This is a genomic window from Roseofilum halophilum BLCC-M91 (assembly GCF_030068445.1).
Classification (GTDB): Bacteria; Cyanobacteriota; Cyanobacteriia; order Cyanobacteriales; family Desertifilaceae; genus Roseofilum; species Roseofilum halophilum.
In genome coordinates this window covers 14,978-41,852 of the sequence record NZ_JAQPOK010000146.1, presented here as the reverse complement: position 1 = coordinate 41,852, position 26,875 = coordinate 14,978, and the positions used below count along the sequence as shown (strand labels likewise).

Sequence of the window (26,875 nt, the reverse complement as noted above, 5' to 3'; positions counted from 1 at the left end):
AGTAGCGAATCAGGTTGCTACAATCGAGGAGAGCAAACAACAAGCAGATGTTCTCGCTTGTAGTCAAGTGTTAGCGGGTTTGAGATTTGACAAAAAGTTAATCAAACAACTGTTGAGGAAAGAGACGATGCGCGAGTCAGTGATTTATCAGGAAATTCATGAAGAAGGTTTGCTCGAAGGAATTCAGCGAGGTGTACAACGGGAGGCATCTTTAGTCATTCGTCTCTTGACGCGACGAGTGGGGGAACTTTCTCCAGAATTGGAAGCACAGATTCAGTCTTTGTCTGTGGAAACTCTGGAAGATTTAGGGGAAGCGCTACTCGATTTTACGGGAGTTGAGGATTTAGTGTCTTGGTTGGCAGAGTGCCAATCTTAATCCCCCTGCCCTTAGACTTCTTCCATTAAAATAGAGAACGCAGTCCCCCTTGATACCCTAGCGTGCAAATTACTTTTCTTGGAACTAGCTCCGGTGTCCCCACCCGATCGCGAAATGTTTCGGCGATCGCCCTTCGTCTGACCCAAAAATCTGAACTCTGGCTCTTTGACTGCGGAGAAGCAACTCAGCACCAATTCCAACGCAGTGACCTCAAAGTGAGCCAACTTCGGCGCATCTTTATCACCCACATGCACGGCGATCACATCTTTGGCCTGATGGGTTTACTCGCCAGTTGTGGGTTAGCCGGAAGTATGGAACAAATCGATATTTATGGCCCCCCCAAACTCAATGAATACCTCCAAGGATGTATCCGCTATTCCCAAACCCACTTTTCCTACCCCGTTAAAGTCCATACCGTAGAACCCGGCCTAATCTATGAAGATGCCGAATATCGCGTCATCTGCAACCCCCTAAAACATCGAGTTCCCGCCTTTGGCTATCGCGTACAAGAAAAAGACCGTCCCGGACGCTTCGATGTCGATCGCGCTCAAGCCTTGGGTATTCCCCCCGGCCCCCTCTATGGCAAACTCAAAAAAGGAGAATGGATTACCCTAACCGACGGGCGCAAAATCCACGGCGCTAAACTCTGCGGCCCCACTCAAGTGGGTCGAAGTTTTGTCTATTGCACTGATACCATCTTTTGTGAAGGAGCAGTAGACCTAGCCCAAAGTGCCGACTTGCTCGTACATGAGTCTACCTTTGCCCATCAAGATGCCCAACTGGCCTACGATCGCCTCCATTCTACCTCCACCATGGCCGCTCAAGTCGCCCTAGCCGCCCAAGTCAAGCAACTGATGCTCACCCATTTTAGTCCCCGGTATGCCCCAGGTAACGCCCTACAACTGGAAGACTTATTAACTGAAGCAAGGGCAATTTTCCCCCAAACCGATATGGCCCACGATTTTCTCACCTATGAAATTGCTCGCCAGGCATCCAATCATTAAAAATAATAAAGATATCACAGAAAAAGTACAAATATCCCTCACAATAGGAGAATGAAGGAAAAAGCTAAAGTATTTATACTTAATCAACGTTATTACGACCCTGTACCGATAGGATAAAAGGTGTAGATTATGATGCCAACTCTGCAATACTCAATTACCATGATTAAAGATGAAGCCCGTCACTTAGTAGATGTGGGTTCTGTCGAGAGATTACAACCGATTTACAGTTTGTGCCGTTATATTCCCAGTCGAGAATGGGAATCTGTAGAATTAGAATTAGAGCGCCACGGATATTTACTGCGCGATCGCATCATTGATTTACTCGGCAGAGAAGACTGGAGAGAAGACTAACCTCCTCTGCTATTGAGCATATAACCCTCAGACTCTCCCGAATAACTCGAGAGAGTCTCTTCATACTCAAAAAACTATAAACTTGTACTGCCAGCAGAAGGCTTAGGCTCTTCTGCTGCTATTTTTGTTTCTTCCTCTAGTTTAGGTGCAGGAGGAGGGGGTGGGGGAGCATCCGGGAAAATTTCCTCGTAGACCTTGATATACTGATCTGCCGAAAGATCCCAACTATAATTTTGGCGCATCCCTCGCTGTTGTAATTTTTTCCAATATTCCTTATATCGGAACCCTTCTAGAGCCTTAATCATACAGCTAAACAGATCCAGAGGTTCATAGCGATCGAAGCAATACCCCGTTCCCAACTCTCTCATGGGATCGTGGAAGCTCACCGTATCCACCAAACCCCCAGTACGGCGCACAATGGGAACACAACCATAGCGCATAGCCAACATTTGGCTAATACCACAAGGCTCAAACCGAGAAGGCATCAAGAACGCATCACATCCCGCATAAATACGGCGAGCCAGAGCATCATTATAGAGCAACTGTACCGAAACCCGTCCCCGATAGCGGGAAGCCAACTCCCACATTTGCGTTTCATAATAGCGATCGCCCGTTCCCAACAACACAAACTGGGCATCCGTATACGCCATAAACCGATCCAGAATTTGCAGCGCCAGATCGATCCCCTTCTGTTCCACCAACCGGGTAACCATCCCCACCAAAAACGCGCCCTTATTCACCTCCAAACCAATTTCTTCCTGTAAAGAGACCTTATTGATTGGGCGTTTATCCAATGTCTCTGCATTAAAATTCTGATACAGATATCTGTCCGTTTGCGGATTATAACTCTCCGTATCAATACCATTCAAAATACCGATACTCTTACCACTCACATAAGAGAGTAAACCCTCTAAATTTTCCCCATATTCTGAGGTTTTAATCTGTTCTGCATAGGTCGGCGAAACCGTCGTCACCTTATTGGCAAATTGCACGGCTGCCGCCATAGTATTATGGCCTTCCATATACCAAGGACACCAAGTAATCTGGTCTAAATACCAACGCCAAGGCCCTTGATAGGCCAAATTATGAATCGTAAACACCGTATTAATATCCGGTGTTTCATTCAACCATACCGGTAGCATTCCTGAGTGCCAATCATGGCAATGGACAATACTTGGTCGCCAAAAATTCCAAGCAAACTCCGCCGCCGCATTTGCAAATAAAGTAAACCTCCATCCTTCATCGTCGCCAAAATAGACATTGCGCCCCGAAAAAGAAGGATGGCCAAACAAATAGAGCGGCACATCTGATTTCGGCAAAAAAGCCTGATAAATTTCAAAATCTTGGAACATTGCTGTTCCTTTCCAAATCGGTTCTTCCGGGATATCTATTTTATCCGGCAAAAAACCATAATAGGGCATGAAAACCCGCACATCATGACCCTTTTTTCGTAAGACTTTGGGCAGGGCACCAACGACATCACCCATACCACCCACTTTCGCCAATGGTGCTGCTTCTGCGGCAACAAATAAAATTTTCATGTTTGCGTTCACTTATGTAACATCTTGTCAAGGGGACGTGAAATAAGAGTAATTCTGAGATAGACTTACCCAATCTAGAGTACCGCAGGCTGTGACCAAAACCAATGGGGCATGGGCAATAGGGAATAGCTCTTTACCTTTTGCATGAGTACCTTTTGCCTTCCCCTCCCCACTATCCACAAATTTCCCTTACACTATTGACGATTGAGGGTCACTTAGGGAAAGATAAGTAACCAGAATCTATCCTTAAGTGGCTAGACCCTCATTTAACCAGGGTTTGCATACGGTTTATATTCATCAGTGTCTAAGGCGATCGCGTGAGGAGAGCAATGAAAAAGTATCATTTTGGACTAAGTGGGGCCCTGATCGGAAGTGCCGCCGTAATTCTATCGAACTCTGCGGCTTGGGCAGCTCCGACCCGAATCAACAACGTCTCCCTCAACCCCACCAGTGGAGGAATTGAAGTCGTATTAGACACAACTGAAGGCGATCGCCCCCAAGTCTTTGCCGTCCCTAGCGGCAACCAATGGGTCGCCAACATCTCCAACATGCAGCTCAACCTCCCTAGCGGCGAATTCATGCAAGCCAACCCCGCACCCGGCATTGCCTCCGTTAGCGTCAACTCCGTAGACAACAACAGCATCCGCGTCACCGTCACCGGCAACCAAGGCAGCCTCAGCGGCCGCATCAGCATTCAAGACGGCTCTAACTTCATTCTCTCCCTCAAGCAAGAAACCCCCCAACCCAGCGCCAATACCGCCCCCAACCCCCCCGCCCCCCGACCCATCGCCCAAAGCCCCCCTCAACAGATGGCCCAGGGCGCTCCCTACAACAACGTCCCCCTGCCCAGCCTGCAAAACGGCATCCCCAGCCTACCCCCCGGAACCGGTGTCGCCCCTCCCTTCCGGCAAAGAGCCATCGCCCCTCCCCTCGGCGACATCTCCGTATCCACCATCGACGCATCCGGGCGCACCATTAACCTCGGCTCCTCCGAAAACGTGCCCCGTCTCGTTCTCCGGGATGCCCCCGTGCGTGACGTTCTCGCCCTCCTAGCGCGAGTTGCGGGCATGAACCTCGCCTTCACCGACGGCGCGGGCGACATTCCCGAAGGGCAAGCGGGAGCAGCGACTTCCGTTGCCGGGCGGACGATTTCCCTAGACATCGAAAATGAACCCGTGCAAAACGTTTTTAATAGCGTCTTGCAACTGAGCGGAATGCAAGCCAACCGCGTCGGGCGCACCATCTTTGTGGGCACTAGCCTGCCCCTAGAATCCAGTCCCGTCATTACCCGCACCCTCCGCCTCAACCAAGCCGAAGCCGAAAGCTCCGCCACCCTCCTCGCCTCCCAAGGAGCAGACTATCAACGAGTCCTCACCGAAACCCGACGCATCGTTGAAGGCACAGGAGTAGACCGACGGGAAACAGAAGAAACCAATACCAGTATTCAAAACCTCACCGTCGAAGCAGCCAATGGCCCCCTCCTCCTGCGCGGTCTCTCCGTCATTGCCGATGAACGCCTTAACTCCATTACCCTGGTGGGTGACCCGCGCAAAGTAGAAATTGCTACTGGTCTGCTCTCCCAACAAGATCTCCGTCGCCGCCAAGTCTCCGTTAACGTCAAAGTGATTGACATTAACCTAAACGCTGAAGAATTTTCCAACAGTAGTTTTTCCTTCGGTTCTGGAGACTCCTTCTTCGTCGTTGATGGGGGGCGAGGCATCGCCAACTTTGGGCGCTTAACCCCACCTTCAGCCGATCAAGCCCGTAATAACCAGTTTGGTCGTCCCATTGCCGGTAACCCCCTTTCAGGCGTACAGCCCTTTGTTAACCCCAATGGAACCCAACTGGTGCGCGACCCGGCCACCGGCCAACTGGTTCCCGTGGGGCAAAACCAACCCGGTTCCGTCTTCTCCCCTGGTGGCTTACCCACCACTCCCGGAGTGGCTGGCTTTGACCCAACTGCCCCCGGTATTCCCGGTGCTGCGGGTCGTCAAGTTTCTCCCTCTTCTGGAACGCCTCCTCTGTATTATGACCGCAATGGCATTCCCCGCACCTTAAATGAACTCAGCCCCAATGGGGGGGCCTTCCAACCCCTATTGGATAGTGGCAATAACTTGATTGAGGCCGCTAGTCCCCCCCAAGCCGACCGGTATTTTGATGCCAATGGACAACCCAGACTATTAAGTGAGCTGCAACTGGGCGGGGGACAAATCCCAGCCCTGACGACTCCCAACGGGGCTTTGATTCAGGCTGGACCAGGAGCACCTCGATTCTTTGATGAAACAGGTCAACCGAGACTCTTTAATGAACTCACGGTTGGTGGGGGTCAGTTTAATCCTCTACGCAGTCCTGATGGAAATATTGTTACTGATGCTGGTACTGGAGCAGAATATTTCTTAGATTCTACAGGTACACCTCGCCTGCTGAGTGAATTAAATGTCCCTGGTGTTTCTAATGGAACATTTGAACCATTGCCAAATGCTGGCGGTGGACTAACTCCAGCAGGCAATTTATCTCCAGTGTTTTTTGATGTCAGTGGAGTTCCTAGAAACTTTAATGAATTGACTATTGGTGGAGGAGTCTTTCAACCTCTTCTGAATCCGGAAGGGCTAGTCGAAGTTACCCAAGGTGACGCAGCTCCTCGATTCTTCGATACCACAGGCACACCTCGTTTATTCACTGAATTAACTCCAGGTGGTGGACAATTTCAACCCCTAACCAATGGCCAAGATTTAATTGATGCTGATTTAGCCGTGGCTCCTCAATTCTTCGATGCCCAAGGTATCCCCCGGTTAATCACCGACCTGGTTCCAGGAGGTGGAACGATTCCCGCCCTCCGTAACCCTGTCGGTGAACTCATTTCCGCCGCTACCGGAGCAGCCGTTAATGGCTTACCTGCCATTGTGGGTCAAGCGGCGCAACTTGCCTACCAACTGCCGCAAGTCTTCCAATATCCCCGACAGTTCCTCGCTCAACTAGAAGCAAATATTGTTGAAGGCAACGCCAAGATACTCACTGACCCCACCCTCACTATTCAAGAGGGTGAAACCTCAACCATTAACCTCACAGACCGCATCCCCGTTAACGTGGAACAAGAAACCACCGTTAACGCCAATAGCACTACCACCACCATTAACACCGAGTTTGATGATGTGGGGTTATTGATGCCGATTACGGTCGATCGCATTGATGATAATGGGTTTATTACCATGACCCTTAATCCGCGTATATCGACTCCCACAGATACTTACAGCATCATTGTGGATGGTTTTGTACAAGAGGTGGCCCTAGTTTCTCAGCGTGAGCTAAGTTCCGGTAAAATCCGCCTGCGCGATGGTCAAACTCTCTTAATTGCTGGGGTTATCCAAGACCAAGAGCGGGAAATTGTTTCCAAACTTCCCATTCTTGGAGACCTGCCCATCATCGGTCGCATGTTCCGCCGTACTGATAGAGAATCGGAGCGTGCAGAAGTGGTGATTGTGGTTACCCCCAACATCATCCAAGATGTGGACGATGCTAACTGGGGATATGGCTACGCCCCCAGCCCCAATGTGCAGCAACAACTGCGGAACCGAGGCTTCCGCTATCCCAACCGGTAAAGCCCTCTCCCTAAATCCCTCTCCCAGAGGAGAGGGACTTGAACCCCCATCTCCCGTGGGAGAAGGGGGCAGGGGGAAGAGGGCACAATAACCGGATTTGCCCTCTCCCTAAATCCCTCTCCCAGAGGAGAGGGACTTGAACCCCCGTTTCCCGTGGGAGAAGGGGGCAGGGGGAAGAGGGCACAATCTCCCCCAGGTAAAGCCCTCTCCCTAAATCCCTCTCCCACGGGAGAGGGACTTGAACCCCCGTCTCCCCTGGGAGAAGGGGGCAGGGGGAAGAGGGCACAATCTCCCCCAGGTAAAGCCCTCTCCCTAAATCCCTCTCCCACAGGAGAGGGACTTGAACCCCCGTCTCCCGTGGGAGAAGGGGGCAGGGGGAAGAGGGCACAATCTCCCAATACCCAACCATGAACCAACCCACAGTCATCGGCATCGATATCGGCGGAACTGGCATCAAACTGGGCCGGTTTCGTAAGGATGGCAGTTGCCAAAATACCCTCACCCTCCCGACTCCCCAACCGGCAACCCCGGAAGCGGTTATTAGCGCCCTACTGCCTGCCCTGGCGGAACTTGACCCCGACGAGAGCGCCCTCGCCCTGGGAGTCGGTGTCCCTGGCCCCGTAGACCAAACGGGTAAAATTTCGCGCATCGCTATCAACCTCTCCAACTGGAAAGACGTGCCCCTAGCTGCCTGGTTAGAAGCGAAAACCGGCAAGCCTGTCATCCTGGCCAACGACGCAAACTGCGCTGGAATGGGGGAATCCTGGATCGGAGCCGGCCGCCATTTCCAAGATATGATCTTGCTCACCCTGGGAACGGGAGTCGGTGGAGCTATCATTATTAATGGTAAATTATTTACCGGTCGCCAGGGCACTGCCGGAGAACTGGGTCTGATCACGATTGACCTCTATGGCCATCCCTGCAACAGTGGTAACCGAGGCTCCCTGGAACAACAGGTTTCTATTCCCGCCGTTCGCCGCTTTGGCCATCTCGACCCGGAAGAACTCGGTCACCTAGCTGAAACCGGCAACCGACAAGCCCTAGAATTTTGGCAAAACTATGGTCATCGTTTAGGAGCAGGTTTGGCGAATTTAATCTATGTTTTAACCCCAGAAGCGATTATACTAGGCGGTGGCATTAGTCAAAGCGCCGCCTATTTCCTGCCAGCAACCCTAGAGGAAATCGAACAGCGCGTGTTACCCACTTCCCGCGAAGGACTCCAGGTTTTGGTGGCCGAGTTGGGCAATCAAGCGGGTATGGTGGGGGCGGCTAAGTTGGCGTGGGAATGTTTGAGTAATGAGTCATGGGTAATGGGTAATGGGTAATGGGTAATGGGTAATGAGTCATGAGTCATGAGTCATGAGTAATGGGTAATGGGTAATGGGTAATGAGTAATGGGTAATAATGGGTAATAATGGGTTAACAAGCGAGCAAGATGCTCGCACTCTCCCTATCTCCCTATCCTCCCTATCCCCCTATTCCCCTATCCCCCTATTCTCTTGCCTAAACAACGACTCGATCTTTTACTGGTAGAACGGTCTCTGTGTGACTCTCGACAACTGGCCCAGCGCTTGATTCGGGCGGGTGAGGTGATGGTGAATCAGGTGGTGATGGATAAACCGGGGACGTTGATTTCTACAGAGGCGACGATAACGGTAAAGGAGCGATCGCCTTTTGTCTCTAGAGGCGGTGAAAAATTAGCCCATGCTCTTGAGCATTTTGACTTAACTGTTGCGGGTCGAATTGCCCTAGATGGAGGCATTTCTACCGGAGGTTTTACGGATTGTTTGCTGCAAAATGGGGTAAAACAGGTTTATGGGGTGGATGTAGGTTATGGTCAAGTGGATTGGCGCATCCGCACGGATTCTAGGGTGATTTTAAGAGAACGAACGAATTTACGCTATTTGAGTGCTGAAGCGCTATATAATGGGGAGGAACCCGCAAATTTAGCGGTTGTTGATGTCTCGTTTATTTCATTAACCAAGGTCTTACCCGCACTATGGGCGCTATTAGCTCCTCCCAGGGAGTTAGTCGCGTTAGTGAAACCTCAGTTTGAGGTGGGGCGATCGCGGGTGGGTAAAAAGGGAGTCGTCCGCGATCCCAAAGACCATAGCCAGGCGATCGCTACGGTTTATGAAAGCGCGGATAGTCTAGGATGGTCTTATCGTGGCTTAAGCCATTCTCCCATTACCGGGCCAGCCGGTAATATTGAATATCTGCTGTGGTTAGAGATGCCTCTAGGCGATCGCGATCGCTGGGGGAGTCTCGATTTGTCTACAATCGATCAATGCACCCTAGCGGCAAAAGAGTCTTTCTGACTTCTAATATCAAATCCGGTAAATGGGTATACAGCAGTTTTCGCTGCTATGCGGTACATTTCGATCCCCCCAACCCCCCTTAAAAAGTGGGACTTTTACTGCCCCCCTTTTTAAGGGGGATTTTCCGCAAGCGGACATGAAAGGGGGATCTTTTCCGACTGTACCTCATTACCGCGCGAAGCGCTGTAACTAGCGGGCAAGATGCCCGCATTCCTAAAACCTTTAATATTAAGGAGTGGGAGCGTCTCGCTCCCTAGCTCCTTAATTAGGCTCCCTAGCTCCTTAATTAGGGATATAACATTTGAATTTTGGCTTTTAACTTTTGACTTTTGAACCCCACTCCCATGGATCGGTTGAAACTTATTTTTCGCATTGTCCTCTACATCCTGATCATTCCTTTAGTGGTCAGTTTAGTCGTCTTAAGCAAATTACTATTTATTTTTCTGGCCGATCACCATTTATATTCTTTACCGATTATTGGCGATATTTTTCGCATGTTAGACTTGAGCGAACTGTCTAACTTAATCTCGTTTGCCATTTTGGGCTTAGGGTTTGGACTCTCTACGGTGTTTTTGCCCCCTCGTATTCGCAAGCAAGTCAGCCTTGTCCTCCTCATTCCCACTGTTCCCTTTATTCTTAGCATTCCTACAGTAGTGCGCTATAATAACTGGCTGAATGATATTGCCGAAAATACCCAGTTGTCCTCTGGGGAAATTGTGCAAAAAACCGACGAATTTCTAGAAGAGAAAACCGGAAAGACTGGCAGGTTAGGCTTTTATCTCTATACCGCTAAATTCCCGATTCTCCCCACTCAATTGGATCGCCTGAATCAGTTAGAAGCCGAGGACAACCGCTTAAAATCCATGTTATCCACCTTCTTAAACGATGGCGGCAGCGATGCCCAGAATTATCGCGCCCAATGGCTCGATTGGGTATTTGCCTTTCAAGGCTGGTTGTTGCGAGTCGTCTATGGAGCGATCGCGATCGTCACTACCCTAATCCATTTCCAAGAAGGGACTCAGCAACTGGAACGGTTTTTTAGTCGTAAACCGTCAAAACAGCAAAAGAGTCGTGGGAAAGAATAGGCAGTAGGCAATAGGCAATAGGCAATGGTTTTACCCATTGTTCATTGTTCATTGTTCATTATTCATTCCCTCCCCTTCAGTCGAGCCAGGGTTGATGGACGGAAGGGCGATATACGCGGCGTTTCGGTGGGCGAGGAGGAACGGGAGTCGAGGGAGGGATCTGTTGTACGGTTTGATCTTGAATTTTGGGTTGATGGGGTTCTCCTTGCCAAACCTTGAGGGTTTTATCGGCACTCCCACTGACGATAAATTGACCATCAGCACTCCAAGCAACGCTATTGACGCAATTTTGATGACCGTCTAGGGTCGTTAATAGGGTAGCGGTTTCCACTTGCCAAAGTTTCAGGGTGCGATCGTCACTGCCACTAACCAAAAATTTCCCATCTGGACTAAAGGCGAGCGATCGCACATAATCTTGATGTCCTTCAAAAATTTGCATGGTTTTTCCCGTCTCGAAATCCCACAGTTTCACCAAATTATCCCAACCCCCACTGGCTAACCATTGTCCATCGGGACTAAAAGCCAAAGCATTGACAATATTTAACCGGGAAGCCAAATCCCCCAGAGTTGCAAACTCTACCTCTTTTCCTAAGTGCCACAGCTTAATACTATTATCATCGCTGCCACTGGCAATAATCCGCCCATTGGGGCTAAAACTGACGGCTCGCACGGAGGCTAAATGACCGGTTAGGGTATAGATCGCTTCTCCATAGCGAGCATCTTTAGGGTCGAGCTGCCAAATCTTTACCGTGCGGTCTTTACTGGCACTCGCTAACAGAGTAGCTTGGGGATTCCAGGCGATCGCATTAATCGCCTCTCCATAACGGCGATCGTCTCCTGTATGGCTCTCTCCCAATTGTGGCCCCCATTCCCCCCGTTGTAAATCCCACACATAGATCGCGCGATCGTCCCCCCCACTGGCTAAAAACCGACCATTGGGGCTAAACGCCACCGTATTCACATACAAAGCATGACGGTTGAGGCTTCCCTGATGCTCTCCCGTCACCACATCCCAGAAGCGAATCGTTTGGTCTTCCGAGCCACTGGCGATTACCCTAGAATTGGGATGTATATCAACAGCGCCCACCCATTGCCTATGACCACTGAGGGTATGCACGCAGCACCATTCAGATGATGAAGGGGTTGAAGGGAATTGAGACGCTAACGGGGAAACAGCCGGTTGTATGGTTGTTGTTGGGGGATTCACCGCCCGATCGAGAGTGGGTAAATCTTGCAAATCCTTGAGAACCTCTTGAGCAGAATGATAGCGGTGATTAATCGCATCGGCGATGAGGCGATCGATAATATCTGCTAGGGATTTACTAATCGGATTATCTGCCAAAGACTGCCGCCAAATCCAGGTATCCTCATGAATATCAAATAACTCAAAGGGCGACTTTCCCGTCAGCATATGCAGACAAGTCACCCCTAAACTATAGAGATCGCTAGAAAAAACCGCCCGTCCCCTTCCTTGTTCTGGGGCTAAATATTCCGGTGTGCCAATGGTGGTTCCGGTTTTCAGTAAAGCCGTTGAGGTGGCATATTTCGCCGCCCCAAAATCCACTAAAACCAGTTGCCCATTTTCGCGCAAAAGAATATTTTCCGGTTTAATATCTCGATGAATCACATGATGGTGATGGATAAAATCTAAAACCGGAAGCAGATTATAAAGTAACTCGCGGATTTGCTTCTCATTAAATCGCCCAGTTTGCTCCAGCACTTGGCTTAAATTTTGCCCATCAATAAATTCTTGTACCAGATATTGGCGAGAATCTTGGCTAAAGTGGGCGTATAAAGCCGGAATTTGGGCATGTTCTCCCAGATCGTCTAAGCGTACTGCCTCTTGTTCAAATAATTGGGTTGCCTTTTGCACATTATTGGTTCCCTGGGCTTGGGGAAAGAATTGCTTGATCACACAATAGGGGTGAGAGGGTTTATCGCGATCGATGCCCAAAAATGTGCGGCCAAACCCCCCTTGACCAATACATTTGAGTGCTTTATACCGGTCTTTGAGCAACAGGGTACTGCGACAGCTTTGACAAAAGGCATTGCCGTCAGAATTTTTGGGTTGCTTGCAGTCCGGGTTGAGGCAATATCTCATAGCATGGGTTGGGCAGGACACATTGATCTATCTTACGGTGAATAGGGGAATGGGGGAGTGGGGAAGTGGGGGACGCGGAGAATGGGATAATTTTATTGAAATTATATCTTTAGACATATGTTTTTTATTATTACTTATAGTTCACTGATTACCCATTACCCATTACCCATTACCAGCTTATGTATGATTTAGTGATTAAAGGGGGACGTTTTCCGGGGGGCGATCGCCTAGATCTGGCGATTTCCGGTAACCAGATCGCCGCGATCGCCCCAGAAATCAAGGCTCCCAGTCAAGAGGAACTCTGGGTTACTGATAAGCTTATCAGTCCTCCCTTTGTTGAGTCCCATATTCATCTAGATTCTGCCCTAACTGCGGGCGATCCCCGGTGGAATGAGAGCGGAACCCTGTTTGAAGGGATTGCCATTTGGGGCGATCGCAAGCAATCCTTACAGTATGAGGAAGTCCAGGAACGAGCCTTAAAAGCCCTCAAACAACAAGCAGCACAAGGAGTCCTTTGGGTACGCACCCATGTAGACGTAAGCGAACCCAATCTCATTGCCTTAAAAGCCTTATTAGACTTGCGAGAGCAGGTAAAAGACTCCATCGCGCTCCAAGTCGTCGCCTTTCCCCAAGACGGAATTTATGGGCAACCCCAAAACGAACAGCTTTTAGAAACCGCCTTGCAACTGGGTGCAGATGCGGTTGGAGGCATTCCCCACTACGAATTGACCCGCGAAGATGGGGTAAAATCAGTGCATCGCATCTTTGAACTCGCTCAACAATACCATAAATTAATCGACATTCACTGCGATGAAATCGACGACGATCAATCCCGATTTTTAGAAGTGGTGGCTGCTTGTGCCGTTCGTAGCGGACTCGGTTCCCAAGTGACAGCCAGTCATACGACAGCTTTCGGCTCCTATAATGATGCCTATGCTTTTAAGCTGATGGGCTTGCTCAAACGGGCAAACATTAACTTTATTGCCAATCCTTTAATCAATATTACCCTGCAAGGACGCACCGATACCTATCCCAAACGGCGCGGCATTACCCGTGTGAAAGAATTATGGCAAAATGGCTTAAATGTTTCCCTCGGCCATGACTGTATCCAAGACCCTTGGTATAGTCTGGGAACTGGCAATATGTTAGAAGTTGCTCATATGGCGGTTCATGTTTGTCAGATGACGGGGCTGGCAGAAATTAAGGCTTGCTACGATATGGTGACGACGGGAGGCGCAAAAACCCTAAATGTATCTGATTGGTATGGTCTAGAAGTGGGTAAACCCGCCAATATTATTATTCTTGATGCCGAGAGTCCCTATCATGCCATTCGCCGACGAGCAACGGTGGAGGTTGTAATTTCTCAGGGGAAAGTGTTGGTGCGGACGGATGTGCCCCAAGTCCATTGGCTATAAGCTACTTTCCAGTATTTGTAAACACTATAGAGCGCAGCGCTATAAAAATATAGGGAGCGAGACACTGCCGCTCCCCAGAATCTAAAGCACTAATTTAGCTCGAATCGTCCACGGCGATCGCTAGGAGGCGAAATAAGCGGCTAATTCTTCTGAACCGCCAATATATTTCCCATCAATAAACACTTGGGGAACGCTGGTTTTGCCCGTAATTGCTTTCAGGGAACGGGTGGTTATCGCATCGGCTAGGGTGATTTCTTCATATTCTAAGCCTTTGTCTTGGAGCAGAGATTTGGCTTTGGCGCAGAAGGGACAGCCGACTTTTGTAAATAGCGAAATCATTTTCGGTTTGACGGCGCTGGGGTTAATATGTTTGAGCATGGTTTCTGCATCGGAAACCTCGAAGGGATCGCCGGGTTTTTCCGGTTCGATGAACATTTTTTCGATGGTTTTATCTTTGACGAGCATGGAGTAGCGCCAAGAGCGTTGACCAAACCCTAGGTCTTGTTTGTCTACTAACATGCCCATGCCGTTGGTGAAGTCTCCGTTACCATCGGGAATGAAGGTGATTTTGTCGGCTTTTTGATCTTTCGCCCATGCTTCCATAACGAAGGTGTCGTTAACGGAAATGCAGATAATGTCATCGATGCCGTTGGCTTTGAAAACGTCGGCGAGTTCGTTGTATCCGGGAACGTGGGTGGAGGAGCAGGTGGGGGTGAATGCTCCGGGAAGGGAGAAGACGATCGCGGTTTTACCGGCAAAGAGTTCATCGCTGCTGATGTCTTTCCATTCGTTGTTGACACGAGCGCGGAAGTTGACGTTGGGTACGGTTTGACCTTCTTTATTCTGCAACATAAGGGTTTAATCTCCTGATAGGTGTCTAAAACGAACTCGTTATGAATTTGTATTGTTATAATCATACTCATAACGAGTACGGGTTGTCAAGGGGAAAATTTTGGATCGCCAGTACCGCCATTCTTGTTAGATAATGGGAAAGTTGTGTTAATAATGAACTCTACTGAACGCTAGGAACCACCATGCGAACCCACTACTGCGGAGAATTACAAGGAAAAAACATTGGCGAGACGGTAACCCTGTGTGGTTGGGTCGATCGCCGTCGCGATCATGGTGGTGTTATTTTTCTAGACTTGCGCGATCGCACCGGAATTGTGCAAATTGTCAGCGATCCAGACCGAACCCCCGACTCCTACGAGCTGGCAGAAAAGCTGCGGAATGAATACGTGGTAAAAATTGAGGGACGAGTCACCCAGAGACCCGAAGACTCACTCAACCCCAAAATTGCCACTGGAGAAATCGAAATTTACGCCGATAAAATTGAGCTACTCAACGGCATTAACCGGCAAATGCCCTTTCAGGTATCGAGCTACGAAGAAGAGGCAGTACGGGAAGATTTGCGGCTGAAATATCGCTATTTAGACTTAAGACGCGATCGCATGACTCGCAACTTGCAACTGCGCCACCAAGTCGTAAAAGCCATCCGCCGTTACCTAGAAGACGAACAACACTTCATAGAAGTTGAAACCCCCATCCTGACCCGCTCCACCCCAGAAGGAGCAAGGGATTACCTGGTTCCCAGTCGGGTAAATTCCGGGGAATGGTACGCCCTACCCCAATCACCGCAATTGTTTAAACAGTTACTCATGGTCTCCGGGTTTGACCGGTATTATCAGATTGCTCGCTGCTTCCGGGATGAAGACCTACGAGCCGATCGCCAGCCCGAATTCACCCAACTCGACATGGAAATGAGCTTCATGTCCGAAGAAGACATCATTAACCTCAACGAAGGCTTAGTCTGTCACATCTTCAAAACCATTAAAAACATTGACATTCCCCGACCCTTCCCCCGCATCACCTACAAAGAATCCATGGAGCGCTATGGATGCGATCGCCCCGACACCCGCTTTGGACTGGAATTAGCCGATGTATCCGATGTCGTCAAAGATTGTGGGTTTAAGGTCTTTTCCGGAGCCATTGCAGCCGGTGGCGCAGTAAAAATTTTACCCATACCCAACGGCAACGATCGCATCTCTAACGTTGCCATTAAACCCGGTGGAGAACTCTTCAAAGAAGCCACAGAAGCCGGAGCCAAAGGTCTCGCCTATATCCGCGTCCGGGAAAATGGGGAAATCGACACCATTGGCGCAATTAAAGATAACCTCAGCGCCGAACAAAAACAGGAAATCCTGCAACGCACCGGAGCCGAAGCCGGCCATTTACTCCTCTTTGGAGCCGGAGATACTGCCACAGTGAACAAAACCCTAGACCGGTTGCGGCAAGTCATTGGCAGACAAATGGGATTAATAGACGACAACCAAATCAACCTAATTTGGGTCACCGAATTCCCCATGTTTGAATGGAACCCTGACGAAAAGCGCCTCGAAGCCTTGCATCACCCCTTCACCTCCCCCAACCCCGAAGACCTAGACGACATCAAAACCGCCCGCGCTAGAGCCTACGATCTCGTCTACAACGGCAACGAAATTGGCGGGGGAAGCCTGCGGATCTACCAGCGAGAGATTCAGGAAAAAGTGTTTGAGGCGATCGGACTCTCCCCCGAAGAAGCCCACAATAAATTTGGTTTCCTCCTGGAAGCCTTTGAATATGGGACTCCTCCCCATGGCGGGATTGCCTATGGCTTAGACCGATTTGTAATGCTCCTCGCGGGTGAAGACTCTATCCGCGATGTGATTGCCTTCCCCAAAACTCAGCAAGCTCGATGTGTACTTACCGACGCTCCGGCAACGGTGGATAATCGCCAGTTGAAAGAACTGTCTGTGGCTTCTACCCACAAACCGAAGGCAAAAAATGGTTAATGGGCGATCGGCGATCGGTAATGGGTGATGGTCATCAATTAAAGCAGTGTGCCCTTCGACTCCGCTCAGGGCACACCCTAGAGCGCCTGGCGCTATTATGAGGTATGATATCGAGTCCGTTGGATCAGTTGTAATATCAAATCCGAATAATCAGTTACAGTATGTCATTGCGAATGGAGCGGAGCGGAATGAAGCAATCTCGATTACCCATTACCAACTTGAGGGGATTTAACTACCCCAGACATCAAGATCCACCAGGGAACATACAGACTAGGCAGCCAAGAAGAATAAGCGCGTAATTGCGGGAGCATCATCGGCAAAATAAACTGTAAAGATCGCAAAGACGCAGGTTGATTGCCGTCTCGGTCTACCACACCATAGCGTCGGGCTTGTTCGGCAACAATCTGCACTTTTCCCGTGCGTTGGATAATCTCAGAATCAGTCGCTAGACAGGCAATCACGCGACCGGTTAATAAGGGAGTTTCCCAGTTAAAACCATCGGCAAACGGATTGCCTCTTTCTGGTAGAGTAGCGCTCGATTCTTGCTCTTGAGCAAATTGGGTAAATTGTTCTGTACCCACAATTCCCGGCCAAATGGAGAGGGAGGTAATGTTATGGGGTTTAAGTTCTAAGGCTAATTCTAGGGCCAGGCGATCGCACGCCGTTTTGCCTACCCCATACAATACGCCAAATATCGGAAACAAGCCCCCCCAAGAGGACAGGGTACAAATCAGTCCCTGTTTGCGGGGAACCATCATCCGCGCAGCATAAACGCTGGCAATATAGTGCCCCCGCAATCCCACATGATTGACCCGATCCCATAAATTCGGCTCCAATTCCCAAAAAGGTTGACCATAGGTCTCTTTAAGCATGGAGACGGCAGCATAAGCATTATTCACCAATAGATCTAATTTTCCCTTTTGTTCATCAGCAATACGCTCAAATAACAAGCGCACCTGCTCATCATCAGCATGATCGACTTGTACCGGAATACCTACCCCACCTACTGCGTCGAGTTCCTTTTGGGTTTCTTCTAAACTTCCCATTCTTCCCTCAGCAGCGTGCAGGGTTCTGCCGGTAATATAAACCGTTGCCCCAGCTTCCGCTAACCCGGTGGCAATGCCTTTCCCTAATCCACGAGATGCTCCGGTAACTAGGGCAATTTTTCCTTTGAGTGGTAATGTCATTATTTTAGAGAGCCTCTCAAGAATTAACAATGAACAATTAACAATGAACAATTAACAATTAAATACTTTTGAGTACACTACAAATTTAGCATTTCTCTGATTTTACAACTGATAGAATAGGTCTGATGAGTCCGATCGCCGCTTTTGCCCAGAGGATCGGAACATGATAGGCTTAAGTATTGTGCCCTTACCCTACATTCGGTTCCCCAATCCATGTTGTGTGATTATCTGGTCCAAATTCTCACGGCTCGCGTCTATGATGTTGCCCAAGAAACGCCCCTAGAAGTGGCGAGCAACCTTTCGCGGCGACTGGGGAATCGGCTGCTGCTGAAACGGGAAGATATGCAATCGGTATTTTCGTTTAAGTTGCGGGGGGCGTATAATCGGATGGCGAAATTGCCTCCGGAACAGTTGGCGCAAGGGGTAATTGCTTCGTCTGCGGGGAATCATGCCCAAGGGGTTGCCCTGGCTGCGCGGCATTTGGGAACCCGTGCATTGATTGTGATGCCGGTGACGACACCGCAGGTGAAAGTGGATGCGGTGCGATCGCATGGTGGAGAGGCAATATTGTATGGTGAAACCTATGATGAAGCCTATGGCTATGCCCGCGAACTCGAAGCCGAGAAAGGGTTAACGTTTATTCATCCGTTTAACGATCCCGATGTGATTGCCGGACAGGGAACGATAGGGATGGAAATTTTACGCCAATATCAACAGCCCATTCATGGGATTTTTGTGGCGATCGGTGGAGGAGGTCTCATTTCTGGCATTGGTGCTTACGTGAAACGCCTGCATCCAGAGACGAAAATTATTGGGGTAGAGCCGGTGGATTCTGATGCCATGAATCAATCCCTGAAAGCCGGGAAACGGGTGAGATTGCCCCAAGTGGGCTTGTTTGCCGATGGGGTAGCGGTGCGGGAAGTGGGCGAGGAAACCTTCCGCCTCTGTCAAGAATATGTGGATGAAATTATTCTGGTAGAGACCGATGATACCTGTGCGGCGATCAAAGATGTGTTTGAAGATACGCGCTCCATTGTGGAACCGGCGGGAGCCTTGGCGATCGCCGGAGCCAAAGCCTATGTCGAGCGGGAAAACATCCAAGGACAAACCCTCGTCGCCGTTGCCTGTGGTGCAAATATGAACTTCGATCGCCTGCGGTTTGTCGCCGAGCGAGCCGAATTTGGGGAACGCAGAGAAGCCATTTTTGCCGTCACCATTCCCGAAAAACCCGGCAGTTTGCGCCGCTTCTGCGACTGTTTGGGGACGCGCAACCTCACCGAATTTAACTATCGCATCGCCTCTAGCACCTGCGCCCATATCTTTGTCGGCGTGCGAATTAAAGACCGAGAAGATGCCGCCAAAATCGCCAAAACCTTTGCAGAAACTGGCTTTGAAACCCTAGAATTAACCGATGATGAACTGACTAAACTGCATCTGCGCCACATGGTTGGGGGGCGATCGACCCTCGCAGAACACGAATTAATCTACCGCTTTGAATTTCCCGAACGTCCCGGCGCACTAATGAAATTTGTCGCCTCCATGAGTCCCAACTGGAATATCAGCCTCTTCCACTATCGCAACAACGGCGCAGACTACGGGCGCATCGTCGTCGGAATACAAGTTCCCCCCCAAGAAATGGCAGAATGGCAAGCCTTTTTAGACACTTTAGGCTATCGCTATTGGGACGAAAATAACAATCCTGCCTATAAATTATTCTTGGCTTGATGACAACAAGCCACCTCCAAGCCCGTCGGAAAACTGGGAAAACTTGAATCTTGGAAAAACTCCCATAAAGTAGTGTGTGGTACAGCTCAAATCCTGTATCCACAGCATAATTAAACCTTAACATCTACTCGGTAAGATTAAGACGATTATAACTCCTCCCTTGACATAGGAGACTGAGTATGAAATTCCATCTTCGTTTAGTTTTAATTGTACCCTTTGTCCTACAGATTTTTGCGGTAGTGGGATTGACGGGATGGCTATCGCTACGCAATGGACAGAAAACCGTAGAAAATTTAGTCACTCAGTTACAGCAAGAAACCGGCGATCGCATTCAACAACACCTGAAGAGTTATTTACGCACCCCTTATCTAGTCAATCAAAACATTGTCGATGCCATAGAATTAGGCTATCTGAATATAGACAATCTCCGCACCATGGAACCCTATTTCCTCAAACAAATCCGTAATTTTCCCAATATCGGATACATCCAAGCAGGCAATGAAGAGCGAGAATTTTATGGAGTAGAACAGAGGAATGATGGAGGGTTAAATATTGAAATTTCCGATGCTTTAACCAGTTATACAATTCACACTTATGCCACCGACGATCAAGGGAGGCGAACCGAAAAACTACTGCGAGTCAGTTCAGACTACGATCCCCGTCCTCGTCCTTGGTATGTTCCGGCTGCCACTCAAAACCACTCAGCCTGGAGTGAAATTTATACTTACGTCACCTATCCTCGTTTAGCCCTAACCATTGGAACCCCAATTTATGACCAAGACAATCAATTCAAGGGAGTCATTGGTACAGATTTAACCTTATTAGGGATTAATCAATTTCTCAGTCAGTTAAAAATTGGTCAGTCTGGACAAGCCTTTATTCTAGAGAAGCCTGGATTTTTAGTCGCCACTTCCACTGATGAGCAACCTTTTATTACGCCAACGGAACAGAAGCAGTTAACGCGACTCATGGCTACTGATAGCCAACAGTTTCTCACCCAACAAACCACCCAGTTCTTGATCCAACATTTTGGTGGTTTATCTAAAATTTCCCAAACCCAACAGATCGATTTCAAACTTCAGGGAGTCAGACATTTTCTAAATGTGATCAGCTATCAAGATGAATGGGGATTAGATTGGTTGATTGTGATTGTAGTTCCAGAGTCCGATTTCATGGCCCAAATCAATGCCAATACCCGTACAACAATTTTGCTCTGTCTTGGTGCATTAGTAATCGCCATACTCCTAGGAATTTGTACCTCTCGTTGGATTTCACAACCGATTTTAAGTTTAGTGGAATCATCCAAAGCTATGGCTCAAGGCAATTTATCCCAGCAAGTTAAGGGTGGAAACATTACGGAATTAAAATTTTTGGCTCAAACCTTTAATCAAATGGCCGTTCAATTAAAAGAATCCTTTGACACTCTAGAGCAGCGAGTACAAGAGCGGACGGAAGATTTGCGCTTAAGTCAAGAACGTTTACAATTAGTGAATGAAAGCGTCAATGATGGAATTTGGGATTGGAATATCACCTTAAATGAGGTCTATTTTTCTCCCCGTTGGAAAAAAATGTTAGGTTATGATGAATCCGAAATTACTAATGTTTTTTCCTCCTGGGAAACCTTAGTTCATCCAGAGGATTTACCGGGAGCAAAACAGGTCATTGAAGATCATTTACAGGGAAAAATAAAAACCTTTTATATGGAATTTCGGATGCGCCATAAACAGGGGCATGATGTTTGGATTTTATCCCGTGCTAAAGTCGTAGAACGAGATAGTAGGGGTCAACCTTTGCGGATGGTAGGGTCTCATACCGATATTAGCGATCGCAAACAAGCCGAACTCGAATTACAAGCGGCTAAAGAAATAGCCGATAGTGCCAACCGAGCCAAAAGTGAATTTCTAGCCAATATGAGCCACGAGCTTCGCACTCCCCTAAATGGCATCCTCGGTTATGCTCAGATTATGCATCGTGCGACGGATCTCAATCAACATCGTAAGGGCGTAGATGTGATTGAACAAGCCGGTTCCCATCTGTTAACCCTCATTAACGATATCCTCGACCTGGCTAAAATAGAAGCCCGAAAAATGGAACTCTTTCCCAAGGATTTACATTTACCTTCCTTTTTGGTGGGAGTGGCAGAAATAGCAAGAGTACGAGCCGAAAATAAAGGCATTACCCTCCAATTTTGGCCAGACGAAAGATTACCGACCGGTATTAAAGCCGATGAAAAACGGCTGCGGCAACTGTTACTCAATCTTTTGGGAAATGCGATTAAATTTACTGACCAAGGCAATGTAACCTTTTCCGTGACCAACCAACAGGTAACAGCAGAAAATCTGGCCAGAATTCGCTTTACCATCCAGGATACAGGGGTAGGGATGAGTCAAGAACAAATCGAAAAAATATTCTTACCTTTTGAGCAAGTTGGCTCGACATCACGGCGGTCAGAAGGAACCGGTTTAGGATTAACTATCTGTCGTCAAATTTCCCAAATGATGGACAGTGAAATTGAGGTTAACAGTACATTAGGAATGGGAACCATATTCAGGTTTGAAATCAATTTTCCCATTTCCTCAGAATGGGTTAGCTCTGCGGCTCATTTATCAGAAGGTCACATTCTCAGTTACCGTGGAGAACAAAAAACTATCCTCATTGTTGACGATCATGCCGTCAATCGAATCGTGATTTCGGAAGTATTAACGCCATTAGGGTTTAGGATACTCGAAGCCTGTAATGGACGGGAGGGATTAGAACAGGTCAAACAGGAGCAACCCGACTTGGTAATTACAGATATTGTCATGCCAGAAATGAACGGGTATGACTTTGCTCGTCAGGTTCGGGAGTCTTATTCCCAAGAGTTGCCGATCATCGCAGCTAGTGCCAGTGTATCGCTGGCCGATCAAAGTTTGGCGATCGCGGCTGGCTGTAAAGATTTTCTGGAAAAACCTGTGGATATGGAAAAATTGTTAATTGTGTTACAGAAGTATCTCAATCTGCAATGGGTTTATGAATCCCTAGAATCTGTAAGTGTTGCTACAGAACAAGAAATCGTTTTTCCAAAAAGTCATGAATTACTTAAAATGTATGAAATGGCAAAAATTGGAGATATTGTGGGAATTGAGCAAGAAGCCCAACGTTTAAAAGATGTCAATCCCAACTATTGCGGATTTTGCGATCGTATCCTGACCTTAGCTGCTGAATTTGAAGATAAAACCATTGTCGAGCTTATTAATTCTGCGCCGAGTTAGCTATCCACTCTATATGGAGGACTGATTATGAAAGTCAATTTGCGTTTTGTTTTAATCGTTCCCTTTGCCCTCCAAGTTTTTGCCGTTGTCGGATTAACAGGATGGCTCTCGTTACGCAATGGACAAAAAGCAGTCAATGATGTCGCAGCTCAATTACAGAGTGAACTGGCCAAACGGATTGAACAGCAGTTGGATACTTATTTAAGTATGCCCCATCTGGTGAATAAAATTAATCGGGAAGCGGTTAGCCTAGATCTGTTGAATCTGGAAGATATTCCCAGTTTAGAGCGCTACTTTTTTTCTCAGATGCAGCAGTTTGAGACCGTCAGTTATATTTCCTTGGGAACTGAGCAGGGAGAATATGTAGGGGTACAACGAAAAGCCGATCGGAGCTTTGTTCTAGAAGTGTCTGACCGGAGAACAGATTATCACTTTGAAACCTGGACGCTCGATGGGGAAGGTCAACGTTTAGAGCGGGTGAGCAGTGTACCAAACTACGATCCCCGAAAACGGGAATGGTACAAAACCGCTTATCGTGCCGGAAAAGGAGTCTGGACAGAGATTTACACTTTTTTTGCGACCCAAGAATTGGCCTTAACTGCCGATCTTCCGCTTTACAATCGACAAGGAGAGTTCATCGGAGTCACAGCGGCCGACCTCATATTAACCCACATTAGTGATTTTCTGGAAAGTTTAGAGATTGGTAAAACGGGACAAGCTTTTATTATCGAACGTTCAGGTCAATTGGTAGCCACATCTACCAACGAAAAGCTGTTTCGTCAAGAAGGGGAAGAAATTCAACGATTAAATGTTGTCGAAAGTACCGATCCTTTGACTCAGGAAACTGTCCAGTATCTTTTCAATCACTTTACAGATTTGAAACAAATTCAAAATCTGGAGCAATTAGACTTTGAGCGTGAAGACCAACGACAATTTTTACAGGTGTTTCCTTATCAAGATGAGTTTGGATTAGATTGGTTAATTGTAATTGTTGTGCCAGAAGCGGATTTTATGGCACAAATTGATGCCAGTAGACGAAACACCATTTTACTCTGTCTTGGAGCCTTGGGAATTGCCATCGTTTTGGGATGGTATACGTCTTATTGGATTGCTCAACCCATCTTAAAACTTGCACAATCTTCAGAAGAAATGTCAGAAGGAAATTTAGAGCAGCAAGTCTCTGGAGGATCTTTCGCCGAACTGAAAACCTTGGCTAGAGCATTCAACCGCATGGCTGCTGAACTGAGAACCTCCTTTTCTCAACTGGAACAGCGAGTGGAAGAACGTACCTTAGAACTCTCTCAGGCTAAAGAAGCAGCCGATAGTGCCAACGGAGCCAAAAGTGAATTTCTGGCGAATATGAGCCACGAACTTCGCACCCCTCTCAATGGTATCCTCGGTTATGCTCAGATTATGCATCGTGCGACGGATCTCAATCAACATCGTAAGGGCGTGGATGTGATTGAACAAGCCGGTTCTCATCTGTTAACCCTCATTAATGATATCCTCGACCTGGCTAAAATTGAAGCCCGAAAAATGGAACTGTTCCCCAAGGATTTACACTTACCGTCCTTTTTAGTTGGGGTAGCGGAAATAGCAAGAGTGCGAGCCGACAATAAAGGTATTACTCTCCAGTTTTTGCCAGACGAAAACTTACCGACAGGAGTCAAAACCGATGAGAAACGTCTACGTCAAGTTTTACTAAATCTTTTAGGCAATGCAATTAAATTTACTGACCAAGGCCAGGTAAGTTTTTCTGTAGTCTGTAGCCCCGAAGAGTCCTCTCAGATAACGACTACCCTACGCTTTGAAATTGAAGATACAGGAGTAGGAATGAGTCCAGAACAGGTGAATAAAATCTTCCTCCCCTTTGAGCAAGTGGGTTCTAGCTCTCGACGTTCGCAAGGTACGGGATTAGGGTTAACGATCTGTAGTCAAATTGTGGAGATGATGGGAAGTACCATTCAGGTGGAGAGTCGCTTAGGGATAGGGAGCAAATTCTGGTTTGAAGTCACATTACCCCGTTCAGAGGAATGGATTGCGAGTGCAGCGAATTTACAGCAGGGTAAGATTCTCGGTTACAGTGGAGAACCAAAAACTATCCTCATTGTTGACGATCATCAAGTGAATCGAATGGTGGTTGCGGAGGTGTTAACTCCACTCGGTTTTAGAATGCTGGAAGCTTCTAATGGACGAGAGGGCTTAGAACGGTTGCAACAGGAAAAACCTGACTTGGTGATTACGGATATTGTGATGCCAGAGATGGATGGCTATACTTTGGCTGGCTGTGTTCGAGAGTCTTATTCAAAAGAGTTGCCGATTATCGCGGCTAGTGCCAGTGTATCATTAGCCGATCGGAGTTTGGCGATCGCGGCTGGCTGTAATGAGTTCTTAGAAAAGCCGATTGATTTAGAGCAATTATTAATACGCTTACAACAGTATTTGCAATTAACCTGGATCTATGAAAAGAAAAGCGAGCCAGATTCTTCCATTCAGCAAGACCTCATTTTCCCCACAGAAGAGGAATTGAGCGCGTTATGGGACGCTACTAAAATTGGCGATATTGAAGCCATAGAGCAAGAGGCTCAACGACTGAACGCAAAAGACGCAAGGTATAGGGTTTTTTGCGATCGCATCCTCGCGTTAGCCGCAGAATTTGATGAAATCGGTATTAAGACTTTACTCGATACTAAAAGTCATACAACTCAGTGATTGATTGGCGTTAAGAGACTGGCGGATGTTCTGGCGATCGTCGATCCTGTCAACTTCATCAAGTTTTTCAAAAGATTGATGACGATCGTACCCATGGATTAAAGCATAAAAGCCTAAACTCTGTTTACGCAATCCCATTCTCCTCCATTATTCCCTATTCCCAGCATCTAGCGCTATATTTACCACGCCTTAATATTGGGGTCTTGCCAAGTGTAAAAATTGGGAAAAACAAAATTGGTAAACGATAAGGAAATGCTGGGATCGAGGGCTTTAACCTGATGCCACCAGCCCACGGGCACGAAAATCACGTCTCCCGGTTGCAAGACTTCTTCAACGATCTGCACATTTTTAAATAGGGGATATTTCTGATAATCGGGGTTTTCGCAATCCACCTTACTGAATACCCCTACATAGTTGTACAGTAGGGGAGTCTGCTGGGGAGAAATTAAGCGCCAACGTTTGCGTCCATAAACTTGAGCCATCATTAAGTTGACGGGATCGTGGTGCAAAGGGGTAATGGTTCCACTGGGGCCAAACCAGAAGAACACGCGATTCTGGGTTTCTTCGGGGTTGAGGAATTCGGGGAAAAAGATAATATCGTCGAGCAGTCCTTTTAATTCCTCACGCTCTAAGTTTTGGTTATTGGCCACCATATAATAATCATTATTCTCACCACCGTTCAAGACTTGATCGGCATAGTCCCCCAGGCGGATGGTTTTGCGGTGTTTTTCACATTCAACTTCGTATTCTGGGTTACTGTTGCGATTGGCTTGGATTTGGACTTCAACTCGGCCGTATTGTTCTTTGAGATATGCGGGTGACCAGGTTTTCATGGCTGGCCACTCTTGCATTAAATCGGTGAGAATGACTGGGGTATTGGTGGCATAATAGCGGTCTAGAAATTCTTGTCTAGAAAGGCCCGATCGCCGCTCAATTCGGTTCCCGTTCGATGAAAGGGCCGCCAGTTGCTGTTGAATGGCGAGGGTCGATTCTAATTTTCGCAGCAGTTGGGCCAGATTCTCGCCGATTTTATAGGAGGGTTCGGCCATCACTTGATTGATAGCCAGGCGAGCGATATTTGGATCGACTCCCTGTTTTTGCATGGCTTCAATCATCGACTGTTCCGGCTTATTATGCAGCTTATTTAAGGCGATCCACCGTTTCCAATTCTCTGGAATTTGGGGTTGACTCGGCGGCATCTGACCTTGAGCTTGGGGCATCCACTCTAGGTTAACCTGTTGTTGATTATTTACCGTAATCCGCAGGGGCGGCAAGGTAATGGTCATTGGTTGAGGTTCTGTCATGATCTTTAATCAAATTTTTTATCAATTTTCAGGTCGGCGACAGCCGAAACCATTTTAGAGAGCGAAGCCCAAAAC

At 47.9% G+C, this 26,875-nt stretch carries 18 protein-coding genes; 12 read left to right on the top strand and 6 right to left on the bottom strand.

Going from position 1 to position 26,875, the window contains the following annotated elements:
* The 3 genes from PJF56_RS18690 to PJF56_RS18680 form a co-directional block, all read left to right on the top strand.
* The coding region (locus tag PJF56_RS18690; RefSeq protein WP_283764222.1) for a DUF4351 domain-containing protein at positions 1-376 on the top strand (376 nt) is incomplete at its 5' end.
* Between the two features lie 62 nt (positions 377-438).
* The gene (locus PJF56_RS18685; protein ID WP_283764221.1) at positions 439-1,380 is read left to right on the top strand and encodes a ribonuclease Z; all 942 of its coding nucleotides are present in this window, start codon (positions 439-441) and stop codon (positions 1,378-1,380) included.
* A 129-nt stretch (positions 1,381-1,509) separates the two neighbouring features.
* Positions 1,510-1,731, top strand: a complete 222-nt coding sequence (locus tag PJF56_RS18680; protein WP_283764220.1) for a DUF4327 family protein — start codon at positions 1,510-1,512, stop codon at positions 1,729-1,731.
* 74 nt (positions 1,732-1,805) lie between these two features.
* Here the strand turns inward: PJF56_RS18680 and glgA are convergent, their stop codons facing one another.
* On the bottom strand, positions 1,806-3,272 hold the full coding sequence (gene glgA, locus PJF56_RS18675; protein WP_283764219.1) for a glycogen synthase GlgA: 1,467 nt from the start codon (positions 3,270-3,272) through the stop codon (positions 1,806-1,808).
* Between the two features lie 329 nt (positions 3,273-3,601).
* On the opposite strand from glgA, the gene PJF56_RS18670 reads away from it, so the two are divergent.
* From PJF56_RS18670 to PJF56_RS18655, 4 genes are all read left to right on the top strand, one after another.
* Positions 3,602-6,871, top strand: a complete 3,270-nt coding sequence (locus PJF56_RS18670) for an AMIN domain-containing protein (protein WP_283764218.1) — start codon at positions 3,602-3,604, stop codon at positions 6,869-6,871.
* A 407-nt stretch (positions 6,872-7,278) separates the two neighbouring features.
* A complete protein-coding gene (locus PJF56_RS18665; protein WP_283764217.1) occupies positions 7,279-8,196 on the top strand; it encodes an ROK family protein in 918 nt (305 codons plus the stop codon).
* Between the two features lie 174 nt (positions 8,197-8,370).
* Positions 8,371-9,189 carry a TlyA family RNA methyltransferase gene (locus PJF56_RS18660; RefSeq protein ID WP_283764216.1) on the top strand — a complete coding sequence of 273 codons (819 nt, stop codon included), beginning with the start codon at positions 8,371-8,373 and terminating at the stop codon, positions 9,187-9,189.
* Between the two features lie 344 nt (positions 9,190-9,533).
* Positions 9,534-10,274: a hypothetical protein gene (locus PJF56_RS18655; RefSeq protein ID WP_283764215.1), complete on the top strand. Its 741-nt coding sequence runs from the start codon at positions 9,534-9,536 to the stop codon at positions 10,272-10,274.
* 76 nt (positions 10,275-10,350) lie between these two features.
* Here the strand turns inward: PJF56_RS18655 and PJF56_RS18650 are convergent, their stop codons facing one another.
* Complete coding sequence (locus PJF56_RS18650) at positions 10,351-12,375, bottom strand: serine/threonine-protein kinase (RefSeq protein WP_283764214.1); 2,025 nt, start codon at positions 12,373-12,375, stop codon at positions 10,351-10,353.
* A 179-nt stretch (positions 12,376-12,554) separates the two neighbouring features.
* Between PJF56_RS18650 and codA the strand changes: the two genes are divergently transcribed.
* A complete protein-coding gene (gene codA / locus PJF56_RS18645; protein ID WP_283764213.1) occupies positions 12,555-13,790 on the top strand; it encodes a cytosine deaminase in 1,236 nt (411 codons plus the stop codon).
* 120 nt (positions 13,791-13,910) lie between these two features.
* Here codA and PJF56_RS18640 read toward each other — a convergent pair whose 3' ends face one another.
* A complete protein-coding gene (locus tag PJF56_RS18640; RefSeq protein ID WP_283764212.1) occupies positions 13,911-14,642 on the bottom strand; it encodes a glutathione peroxidase in 732 nt (243 codons plus the stop codon).
* A 182-nt stretch (positions 14,643-14,824) separates the two neighbouring features.
* On the opposite strand from PJF56_RS18640, the gene aspS reads away from it, so the two are divergent.
* Complete coding sequence (gene aspS, locus PJF56_RS18635) at positions 14,825-16,621, top strand: aspartate--tRNA ligase (protein WP_283764211.1); 1,797 nt, start codon at positions 14,825-14,827, stop codon at positions 16,619-16,621.
* Positions 16,622-16,824: 203 nt separating this feature from the next.
* On the opposite strand, the gene PJF56_RS18630 is transcribed toward aspS, so the two are convergent.
* Positions 16,825-17,808: an SDR family NAD(P)-dependent oxidoreductase gene (locus PJF56_RS18630; protein WP_283764210.1), complete on the bottom strand. Its 984-nt coding sequence runs from the start codon at positions 17,806-17,808 to the stop codon at positions 16,825-16,827.
* Between the two features lie 144 nt (positions 17,809-17,952).
* Between PJF56_RS18630 and ilvA the strand changes: the two genes are divergently transcribed.
* From ilvA to PJF56_RS18615, 3 genes are all read left to right on the top strand, one after another.
* On the top strand, positions 17,953-19,533 hold the full coding sequence (gene ilvA, locus PJF56_RS18625) for a threonine ammonia-lyase, biosynthetic (protein ID WP_283764209.1): 1,581 nt from the start codon (positions 17,953-17,955) through the stop codon (positions 19,531-19,533).
* A gap of 179 nt (positions 19,534-19,712) precedes the next feature.
* The gene (locus PJF56_RS18620; protein WP_283764208.1) at positions 19,713-22,784 is read left to right on the top strand and encodes an ATP-binding protein; all 3,072 of its coding nucleotides are present in this window, start codon (positions 19,713-19,715) and stop codon (positions 22,782-22,784) included.
* A gap of 27 nt (positions 22,785-22,811) precedes the next feature.
* The gene (locus PJF56_RS18615; RefSeq protein ID WP_283764207.1) at positions 22,812-25,496 is read left to right on the top strand and encodes a hybrid sensor histidine kinase/response regulator; all 2,685 of its coding nucleotides are present in this window, start codon (positions 22,812-22,814) and stop codon (positions 25,494-25,496) included.
* On the opposite strand, the gene PJF56_RS18610 is transcribed toward PJF56_RS18615, so the two are convergent.
* Both PJF56_RS18610 and PJF56_RS18605 read right to left on the bottom strand, forming a co-directional pair.
* Positions 25,464-25,634, bottom strand: coding sequence for a hypothetical protein (locus tag PJF56_RS18610; protein WP_283764206.1), 171 nt, complete (start codon positions 25,632-25,634; stop codon positions 25,464-25,466). The genes PJF56_RS18615 and PJF56_RS18610 overlap by 33 nt on opposite strands.
* Positions 25,635-25,675: 41 nt before the next feature.
* The gene (locus PJF56_RS18605; protein WP_283764205.1) at positions 25,676-26,800 is read right to left on the bottom strand and encodes a cupin-like domain-containing protein; all 1,125 of its coding nucleotides are present in this window, start codon (positions 26,798-26,800) and stop codon (positions 25,676-25,678) included.
* Positions 26,801-26,875: the final 75 nt, after the last annotated feature.

Bases quoted from the DNA above. Each gene is read 5' to 3' on its own strand.
- PJF56_RS18680 (WP_283764220.1), top strand. From the start codon at position 1,510: ATGATGCCAACTCTGCAATACTCAATTACCATGATTAAAGATGAAGCC.
- glgA (WP_283764219.1), bottom strand. From the start codon at position 3,272: ATGAAAATTTTATTTGTTGCCGCAGAAGCAGCACCATTGGCGAAAGTG.
- PJF56_RS18670 (WP_283764218.1), top strand. From the start codon at position 3,602: ATGAAAAAGTATCATTTTGGACTAAGTGGGGCCCTGATCGGAAGTGCC.
- PJF56_RS18665 (WP_283764217.1), top strand. From the start codon at position 7,279: ATGAACCAACCCACAGTCATCGGCATCGATATCGGCGGAACTGGCATC.
- PJF56_RS18655 (WP_283764215.1), top strand. From the start codon at position 9,534: ATGGATCGGTTGAAACTTATTTTTCGCATTGTCCTCTACATCCTGATC.
- PJF56_RS18650 (WP_283764214.1), bottom strand. From the start codon at position 12,375: ATGAGATATTGCCTCAACCCGGACTGCAAGCAACCCAAAAATTCTGAC.
- codA (WP_283764213.1), top strand. From the start codon at position 12,555: ATGTATGATTTAGTGATTAAAGGGGGACGTTTTCCGGGGGGCGATCGC.
- PJF56_RS18640 (WP_283764212.1), bottom strand. From the start codon at position 14,642: ATGTTGCAGAATAAAGAAGGTCAAACCGTACCCAACGTCAACTTCCGC.
- aspS (WP_283764211.1), top strand. From the start codon at position 14,825: ATGCGAACCCACTACTGCGGAGAATTACAAGGAAAAAACATTGGCGAG.
- PJF56_RS18630 (WP_283764210.1), bottom strand. From the start codon at position 17,808: ATGACATTACCACTCAAAGGAAAAATTGCCCTAGTTACCGGAGCATCT.
- PJF56_RS18620 (WP_283764208.1), top strand. From the start codon at position 19,713: ATGAAATTCCATCTTCGTTTAGTTTTAATTGTACCCTTTGTCCTACAG.
- PJF56_RS18615 (WP_283764207.1), top strand. From the start codon at position 22,812: ATGAAAGTCAATTTGCGTTTTGTTTTAATCGTTCCCTTTGCCCTCCAA.
- PJF56_RS18610 (WP_283764206.1), bottom strand. From the start codon at position 25,634: ATGGGATTGCGTAAACAGAGTTTAGGCTTTTATGCTTTAATCCATGGG.
- PJF56_RS18605 (WP_283764205.1), bottom strand. From the start codon at position 26,800: ATGACAGAACCTCAACCAATGACCATTACCTTGCCGCCCCTGCGGATT.